General features: G+C 58.1%; 5 protein-coding genes, 3 tRNA genes and 3 rRNA genes (1 of these 11 only partly in view). All 11 read right to left on the bottom strand.

Annotated features, from left to right (window positions below; translation table 11 throughout):
- Positions 1-390: 390 nt before the first annotated feature.
- Positions 391-606 (bottom strand): hypothetical protein, encoded by a 216-nt coding sequence (locus GSQ83_RS22425; protein ID WP_158805104.1) that lies wholly within the window; start codon positions 604-606, stop codon positions 391-393.
- Positions 607-634: 28 nt separating this feature from the next.
- Entirely contained in the window at positions 635-910 is a 276-nt protein-coding gene (locus GSQ83_RS22420) for an SDR family NAD(P)-dependent oxidoreductase (RefSeq protein WP_158805103.1), read from the bottom strand.
- A gap of 57 nt (positions 911-967) precedes the next feature.
- Positions 968-2,683 (bottom strand): IS66 family transposase, encoded by a 1,716-nt coding sequence (tnpC, locus tag GSQ83_RS22415; RefSeq protein WP_174246717.1) that lies wholly within the window; start codon positions 2,681-2,683, stop codon positions 968-970.
- 68 nt (positions 2,684-2,751) lie between these two features.
- Entirely contained in the window at positions 2,752-3,099 is a 348-nt protein-coding gene (gene tnpB / locus GSQ83_RS22410) for an IS66 family insertion sequence element accessory protein TnpB (RefSeq protein ID WP_158805102.1), read from the bottom strand.
- A complete protein-coding gene (gene tnpA / locus GSQ83_RS30910; protein WP_158805101.1) occupies positions 3,096-3,440 on the bottom strand; it encodes an IS66-like element accessory protein TnpA in 345 nt (114 codons plus the stop codon). Before tnpA ends, tnpB begins: the two co-directional genes overlap by 4 nt.
- 266 nt (positions 3,441-3,706) lie before the next feature.
- Positions 3,707-3,783, bottom strand: a tRNA-Met gene (locus tag GSQ83_RS22400).
- Positions 3,784-3,851: 68 nt separating this feature from the next.
- Positions 3,852-3,966, bottom strand: a 5S ribosomal RNA gene (rrf, locus tag GSQ83_RS22395).
- Positions 3,967-4,146: 180 nt separating this feature from the next.
- Positions 4,147-6,897, bottom strand: a 23S ribosomal RNA gene (locus GSQ83_RS22390).
- A 524-nt stretch (positions 6,898-7,421) separates the two neighbouring features.
- Positions 7,422-7,493: transfer RNA gene (locus GSQ83_RS22385), tRNA-Ala, on the bottom strand.
- An 83-nt stretch (positions 7,494-7,576) separates the two neighbouring features.
- Positions 7,577-7,653, bottom strand: a tRNA-Ile gene (locus GSQ83_RS22380).
- Between the two features lie 196 nt (positions 7,654-7,849).
- Positions 7,850-7,952, bottom strand: a 16S ribosomal RNA gene (locus GSQ83_RS22375) (it continues 1,394 nt past the right edge of the window).
- The 16S, 23S and 5S rRNA genes sit together here with 3 tRNA genes alongside, the layout of an rRNA operon.

The raw sequence follows: 7,952 nt of genomic DNA, 5'->3' as shown, positions 1-7,952 counted from the left end.
CCACCCGCTACGACCGCTGCGCACACACCTTCTTCTCCGCCATCTGCATCGCAGCCAGTGTCACCTTCTATCTCAAAGAATGAGTCCTGACCCTAGTTTTGCAGACGAAGTGGAAAACCCTACGACCGTCGAACATGAGGGCTTTCGTCAGGTCAGACGAAGATGATATTCGTCGATAACAGCCACTTCCTGGTGGAAGCAGCATCAGGCTAAAAGCTAGGCTTGTGCTGCGGTCCTCTTGGTATTCCAAGGTCACCCGATGCAGAAGGCGCACTTTAAACCTCACGAAGATCAAAAACTGTTTTAAAGCCTCTATTCCTCGTTGACACGCGATATTGGTGCGTCTCGCGTGTTGACCCCGACGAGGATCAATCGACTATGCAGAGTGCGCTACGGAGGAGCGCAATCCTTCCTATAGTAATGTGACCTGCTGATGATCCAGTGCTCAGCAAAAATCAGTTGGGTAGTGCCGCGCCATCTACTAAGTGCGGCTTCCTGACGATCAGCGGAGAATGCTACGGCTTTCTGCCAGCGGACCGCTTCAAGGCGTTCGGCGAGCGCTTGCTCGATGCGCTCGTAGGCGATACTGCCGAGCGCAAGCCTCAATGGGGCCGTTCCTCGTCAGCGGCGACGATCACGGCCGCGACAGTGCGTTGCGCATCGCCTCTGGCGCGAACGACCCGGATGTGATGACGCGGCGCAAGTCTGCGGCAGGCGTGGCGTCATAGGCGGCAAGCGGAACCGAGCGATCGACATTGGCGCCGACGCTTGTGGCAGTCGGGCCGGGTTCGGCGATGACGCGATCGATGCCGAAAGGGCCGACCTCCTTCGCCAGCGTCTCGACGAGGCCTTCGATGCCCCATTTCATCGCACGATAAAGGCCGAAGGCGGGATAGGTTGTCGTAAGCATCCGGCCTAAGCCGCAGGTAATCATGGTGGATCGTTTGATCCATTGGGCTTGTGTAGATCAAGCCGCGGCAGAGGCTGTTGCTGGTTTCCAGTTCCAGGGCAGTAGTTCGTCAAGGCGATGGGCGGGGTGAGTGGCGATACGGGCCAGGACGTCTGCCAGCCAGGCCTGCGGATCAATGTCATTCATCTTGCAGGTGACGATGAGGCTGTACAGGGCGGCCGCCCGTTGGCCCCCACGATCCGATCCACAGAACATCCAGGATTTACGTCCGAGAGCTATGCCGCGTAACGCACGTTCGGCGGCATTGTTCGACAAGCATACACGTCCGTTGCTCAGGAACAGAGTAAAGGCGGGCCATCGCTTCAGAATGTAATCGATGGCCTTGGCGAGGTCGTGAGCTGAAGAGAGCTTGGCGCGTTGCTCGCGCAGATAAACACGAAGGTCATCGACGAGCGGTCTACTCAGTTCCTGGCGAACCATTCGGCGTTCTTCGGCGCTTTTGCCGTTGATGGGTCTCTCGATGTCGAACAGTGCGTCGATGCGGCGCACGACCTCGATGGCAATGGGAGAGAGCACGATGGCCTTCTTCCCCGCGGCCTGTTGTCGGGCGTTCTGTTCGAGATCGGCCATCGCGAAGAATGGACGCCGGGCATGAACCCAGCACCCTGCTTCCAAGATGGGACCAGGACTTCGGTCCGTAAGGTAGAGTTTGCGGTAGCCCTCAAAGGCGTCAGCCTGAAAGAGCCCGACGTATTTGGCCAAATGCATCTGCGGATGCTCGCCTTTACGGTCGCGCGAATAATAGAACATCGCCGCGGGCGGTGATGATCCGCCGAAGGGCTTGTCGTCCTTGACGTACACCCAGCATCGACCCGTGTCGGTCTTCCCTTTGGCCAGGACCGGCACGGTCGTGTCGTCTCCATGCAGGCGTTCGGCCGCCATGACGTAAGCTTCGACAAGCCGAAGCACCGGTTCCAGTGCCTTACAACCCGACCCCACGGCATCCGCCATGGTCGACAGGCTGATCGGCACGCCCTCCCGAGCGTAGCGCTCGGCCTGCCGGTTCAAAGGCTGATGCTGACCGAATTTCTCGAACAGGATCATCGCTAGCAGGTTCGCCCCTCCCTCCGCTGGCATTCCACCGGCTAACGCCGGCGGAACCTTGGCCAGCTTCGCCCAACCTCTGGCGATTACATGGAAGGGGGCTGGGGCCTGGCTGATCTTCTCGCGGTCCCGGCAGGTAAACTTCTCCCGCACGGTCTCGATCACCTTCCATTGGCGGGGGATCGATTCCAGGGTCTTGGTCACGTCTTCGCCCAGCTTGCGCAGGCGGTTTCCGCCACAGCAGTCGCACGCGGTCGGCGGCTCAATGACCACCCGCTCGCGAGGAAGGTGTTCCGGAAAGGTATTCCGTTCGGGGCGCTGGCGTTTGAACCCCGTCACCGTGGTGACCTTGGCGACGGCGATCTCGGCGGCCAGCTCATCTTCGGTGGCACTTGCTTCCAGTTCCTCGAACTGGAGCGCCAATTGATCGATGAGAAGGGACGACCTCTCCGAGCGAGGGCCGTAGAGCTGACGCTCCAGCTTGGCGATCCGCAGCTTCTGGTGCGCGATCATGGCCAGGTCGGCCGACGCTTTGGCTCGGGCGACGGCGAGTTCAGCGGCTCCGACGTCACGCTCCGCAGTGACTTCCCGCATCTTGGCGCGCTCGATCGTCAGCGCGGCTTTCAGCGCGTCGATATCGTCCGGAAGGTCGGAAAAGGCGGCGTCCATGACCCCGATAGAATCATGAATTCGGGGTCTATGGTACTGTTATATGCCGATTTTAGCGCCTTTTTCGGCTATCCGGCGGATTGAGGTCGCCAGGTTTGCTGCGGGTTCCGCCAGTCGATTGCCTCCAGAAGATAACTCATCTGACCCGCCGTCAGCGCCACCACGCCGCCCACTGTTTGTGGCCAGATAAACCGGCCGCGATCCAATTTCTTTGCATAAAGTGATAGCCCGATGCCGTCGTGCCAAAGCGCTTTGATCAATGAACCGCTGCGGCCACGAAAGACAAAAATGTCTCCCGCAAATGGATCCCTGCCGAGCCCCTCCTGGACCAGCAACGCCAATCCGGGCATCCCACGACGCATGTCCGTGTGGCCGGTTGCGATCCAAATGCGCACACCACTGGCAATCGGAATCATCGCAAGGCCTGCAGCGCCGCCGTCACCAGCGTCGGGGATGCTTGGGCCCCGATCTTCAGCCGCGTCCCGCTAGCTAGTTCCACCGTGATCACCGTGGCGTCGGCCGCCAATTCGGAGCGTCCTGGCTCAGGCGTTAAAACCGCCGGTGCGAAGGACACACCCGTACTCGCCATCGCGTGTCGTCTCCATTTGTAGATGAGGCTTGTGGAAACTTCGAATTGGCGCGAAACCTCAGCGACTACGGCGCCGGGGAGAAATGCCGCTGCCAAAATCCGACGGCGGTCCTCCAGGTTCCACCGACGTCGCCGTTCTGGGCCCGTCAGCAAAGTTATCTGCGGCATGCTGTGCTGCTATGAGTGCTCATAAGGATTCCTTACGAGCGCAGACTCACAAATAGGCCAAATCCCCGCAAGGCGGCCTTGAGCGCAGGCTTACGTCCATGGCGACGCGATCCTGTTGAAGGTACACCTAAATCTCCGGACAAGGCTCTCCCTTAGCTAAGGGTGAACCTTGTCCGGAGATTTAGGTCTACTTTCACATGGCTTTAACAGCATCGCGACCTTGGCTTGGGGCGATGGTGCGTTTGGCTATAGGTCTTGGATTGATTTGGTTGCGGGGACAGGATTTGAACCTGTGACCTTCAGGTTATGAGCCTGACGAGCTACCGGGCTGCTCCACCCCGCGTTGGTAGCTGTGTGATCGCGGGCGGTGGTGTGCCTGCGGATTTGTATGTGTGTTGGGTGGATTGGAAGACCTGGCGGCGACCTACTCTCCCGCGCCTTAAGACGCAGTACCATGGGCGCTGGGGTTTTTCACGGCCGAGTTCGGGATGGGATCGGGTGTAGGCTCCCCGCTATGGCCACCAGGTCGTCCAATCCACCCGGCTCCAGGTTTGCACCTGGGGACGGTTGGGTTGTGAGGGTTTGGCTGGAGTTTGTGTGTGTGCGTTGTGGCGATTGTATTTGCCTGTCAGCGGATGCTGTCAGTTGGGATTGGTCGGTCCACCATTGAAGGAATGGTTGGATGATTGCTGTGCAGGATGGTGTGTCTTGTGAGCCTATCGGGTGATTAGGACCGGTTAGCTGAGCGGGTTGCCCCGCTTTCACACCCGGCCTATCGACGTGGTGGTCTACCACGACCCTCAGGGAGACCTAGTTTTGAGGTGGGTTTCCCGCTTAGATGCTTTCAGCGGTTATCCCGTCCATACTTAGCTACCCGGCTGTGCCACTGGCGTGACAACCGGTGCACCAGAGGTATGTTCATCCCGGTCCTCTCGTACTAGGGACAAATCCTCTCAAGTCTCCTTCACCCACGGCAGATAGGGACCGAACTGTCTCACGACGTTCTAAACCCAGCTCACGTACCACTTTAATCGGCGAACAGCCGAACCCTTGGGACCTGCTCCAGCCCCAGGATGTGATGAGCCGACATCGAGGTGCCAAACCTCCCCGTCGATGTGGACTCTTGGGGGAGATCAGCCTGTTATCCCTAGAGTACCTTTTATCCGTTGAGCGATGGCCCTTCCACGCGGGACCACCGGATCACTATGGCCGACTTTCGTCTCTGCTCGAGCTGTCGCTCTCGCAGTCAGGCGGGCTTATGCCATTGCACTCAGCAGCCGATGTCCGACCGGCCTGAGCCCACCATCGCGCGCCTCCGTTACACTTTGGGAGGCGACCGCCCCAGTCAAACTGCCCACCATGCAGGGTCCCGGCCCGGGATGACCGGACTCGGTTAGACATCAGAAGCGCCCAGGGTGGTATTTCAAGGATGGCTCCACCAGAGCTAGCGCCCCGGCTTCAAAGCCTCCCACCTATCCTACACAGTGCTCCCCTGATGCCACTGCAAAGCTGCAGTAAAGGTTCATAGGGTCTTTCCGTCTGACCGCGGGTACCCCGCATCTTCACGGGGAATTCAATTTCGCTGAGCCCATACCGGAGACAGTGGGGAAGTCGTTACGCCATTCGTGCAGGTCGGAACTTACCCGACAAGGAATTTCGCTACCTTAGGACCGTTATAGTTACGGCCGCCGTTTACCGGGGCTTCAATTCAGTGCTTGCACACCTCCTCTTAACCTTCCGGCACCGGGCAGGCGTCAGACCCTATACGTCATCTCTCGATTTCGCAGAGCCCTGTGTTTTTACTAAACAGTCGCTACCCCCTGCTCTGTGCCACCCGCCCATGGTTGCCCACAAACGGGTCTCGCTTATCCCGAAGTTACGCGAGCAATTTGCCTAGTTCCTTCGATATGGTTCTCTCAAGCGCCTTGGTATGCTCTACCAGTCCACCTGTGTCGGTTTAGGGTACGGTCTATACGCTGGAGCTATTTCCTGGAATGCTCAAAAAGCCGGGACAATCCAATAAGCCCCGACAACATTTCGCATTCGTCACTTCCAGCAGGCCCAGGACTATTCACCTGGTTCCCATCGACTACGGCTTTCGCCCTCACCTTAGGGGCCGGCTCACCCTGCGCGGATTAACCTTGCGCAGGAACCCTTGGACTTTCGGCGACAGTGTTTCTCGCACTGTTTGTCGCTACTCATGTCAGCATTCGCACTTCCGATACCTCCAGGAGGGGTCACCCCATCTCCCTTCGCAGGCCTACGGAACGCTCCGCTACCGCATCAAAGACAGCTACGTCTTTGACACCCGCAGCTTCGGTACGTGGCTTGAGCCCCGTTACATTTTCGGCGCAGGATTTCTATTAGACCAGTGAGCTATTACGCTTTCTTTAAAGGATGGCTGCTTCTAAGCCAACCTCCTGGTTGTTTTGGAATTCCCACATCCTTTCCCACTTAGCCACGATTTGGGGACCTTAGCTGGCGGTCTGGGCTGTTTCCCTCTCGACCACGGACCTTAGCACCCATGGTCTGTCTGCCGGGCTATACTTCTGGGTATTCGGAGTTTGGTTAGGTTTGGTAAGGCTTTGGGCCCCCCTAGCCCATCCAGTGCTCTACCCCCCAGGGTAAACACCCGACGATCTACCTCAATAGATTTCGCGGAGAACCAGCTATTTCCGAGTTTGATTGGCCTTTCACCCCTAGCCACAGCTCATCCCCGACTTTTTCAACAGGCGTGGGTTCGGCCCTCCAGTGCGTGTTACCGCACCTTCAGCCTGGCCATGGCTAGATCACTCGGTTTCGGGTCTTCTACCTGCAACTATATCGCCCTATTCAGACTCGCTTTCGCTACGCCTACACCTACCGGCTTAAGCTTGCTGCAAACAGAAACTCGCTGACCCATTATACAAAAGGTACGCCGTCACCGCAGTTGCGGCTCCGACTGCTTGTAGGCGTCCGGTTTCAGGTCTATTTCACTCCCCTCATCGGGGTGCTTTTCACCTTTCCCTCACGGTACTTGTTCACTATCGGTCACCAGGGAGTATTTAGGCTTAGAGGGTGGTCCCCCTACGTTCAGACAGGATTTCACGTGTCCCGCCCTACTCAAGGACCTACCAAAACCTCACCGCATACGGGGCTATCACCCGCTATGGCCGGACTTTCCAGACCGTTCTGCTCGATTTCAATAGGCCACTGGCCTGTTCCGCTTTCGCTCGCCACTACTGACGGAATCTCTGTTGATGTCTTTTCCTCCAGGTACTGAGATGTTTCAGTTCCCCGGGTTCGCCTCATGACCCTATGTATTCAGATCATGATACCCTTGCGGGTGGGTTTCCCCATTCGGATATCCATGGATCAACGCCTGCTCGCGGCTCCCCATGGCTTTTCGCAGCGTGCCACGTCCTTCATCGCCTCCTGGTGCCAAGGCATCCACCGAACGCCCTTCTCATGCTCACAACCACGCAGATGAACAGCTCGCGCCACTCACCCCCATCTTGCACAGGAACCATCCAACCCCGTCTTGCCCGGACCTCTCCAGACAACCGATCGATGAACCTATCCCCATCCCGATGCCACCGATCTCCATTCAATGCGAGAAACACTGAATAAACCCGATGGACGTCGCCACTTCGCACACACATAGTCCACGACATGATGTTCAACCCCGAAGGCTAGGCGCCCCCAAGATCGGCGATCATGCCGCCTCCACGCTTCTGAACACTTCCCGGCTGCGGGGACTCAGCACTCGCGTGCCTCCTCCGGTCAGACTTGCAGCCGGCGCGTCCAGACGCGCCAAACCCTGATTCACATTTCAAAAGACCATTCCGCCCGCTCTCCAATCGAAGAACAAACGGATCGCACCGCATGAGCCGGCACAGCGCCTCGCGGCACCGCTCCTAACCCTTGCGAAGACTTTCCCACCGCGACGATGGTCAGAACACCAGCCCAACCAACCCACCCAGGCTCACCCGAAGGCTCCCATGGAGGTGGACGGATTCGAACCGACGGCCCCCTGCTTGCAAAGCAGGTGCTCTCCCACTGAGCTACACCCCCTCACAGGACAGTAACAACCAGAAGAAAAAACCAGGGACCAAGTGCTCAGCACCTTATCTCAGAACAAAACTCCGAGAAATACTTGGTGGGCCAGGGAGGATTTGAACCTCCGACCCCACGCTTATCAAGCGTGTGCTCTAACCAGCTGAGCTACTAGCCCCCTACTCAGTCATGGTTCGCACGATGCACAGCATCGCACAACTCCAAGACAGAGTCGTCGCGGGGAAGGGATATGTTGATGGCGCCCAATCGAAGACCAGGCGACCGAGCCGCTTCCAGCATCCGCCGGAAGCAATTGGACACCGTTCCAAACCTCGACATCCGAAAATGCCGCAGGAAATCAGAACAGTTCCTTGAAAGGAGGTGATCCAGCCGCAGGTTCCCCTACGGCTACCTTGTTACGACTTCACCCCAGTCGCTAACCCGACCGTGGTTGGCTGCCTCCTATTGCTAGGTTGG

The organism is Acidisoma sp. L85, assembly GCF_009765865.1.
Taxonomy (GTDB): domain Bacteria; phylum Pseudomonadota; class Alphaproteobacteria; order Acetobacterales; family Acetobacteraceae; genus Acidisoma.
The sequence above is the reverse complement of the archived record's forward strand: the minus strand, read 5'-3'. Positions and strand labels throughout refer to the sequence as shown.

Bases quoted from the DNA above. Each gene is read 5' to 3' on its own strand.
- GSQ83_RS22420 (WP_158805103.1), bottom strand. From the start codon at position 910: ATGCTTACGACAACCTATCCCGCCTTCGGCCTTTATCGTGCGATGAAA.
- tnpC (WP_174246717.1), bottom strand. From the start codon at position 2,683: ATGGACGCCGCCTTTTCCGACCTTCCGGACGATATCGACGCGCTGAAA.
- tnpB (WP_158805102.1), bottom strand. From the start codon at position 3,099: ATGATTCCGATTGCCAGTGGTGTGCGCATTTGGATCGCAACCGGCCAC.
- tnpA (WP_158805101.1), bottom strand. From the start codon at position 3,440: ATGCCGCAGATAACTTTGCTGACGGGCCCAGAACGGCGACGTCGGTGG.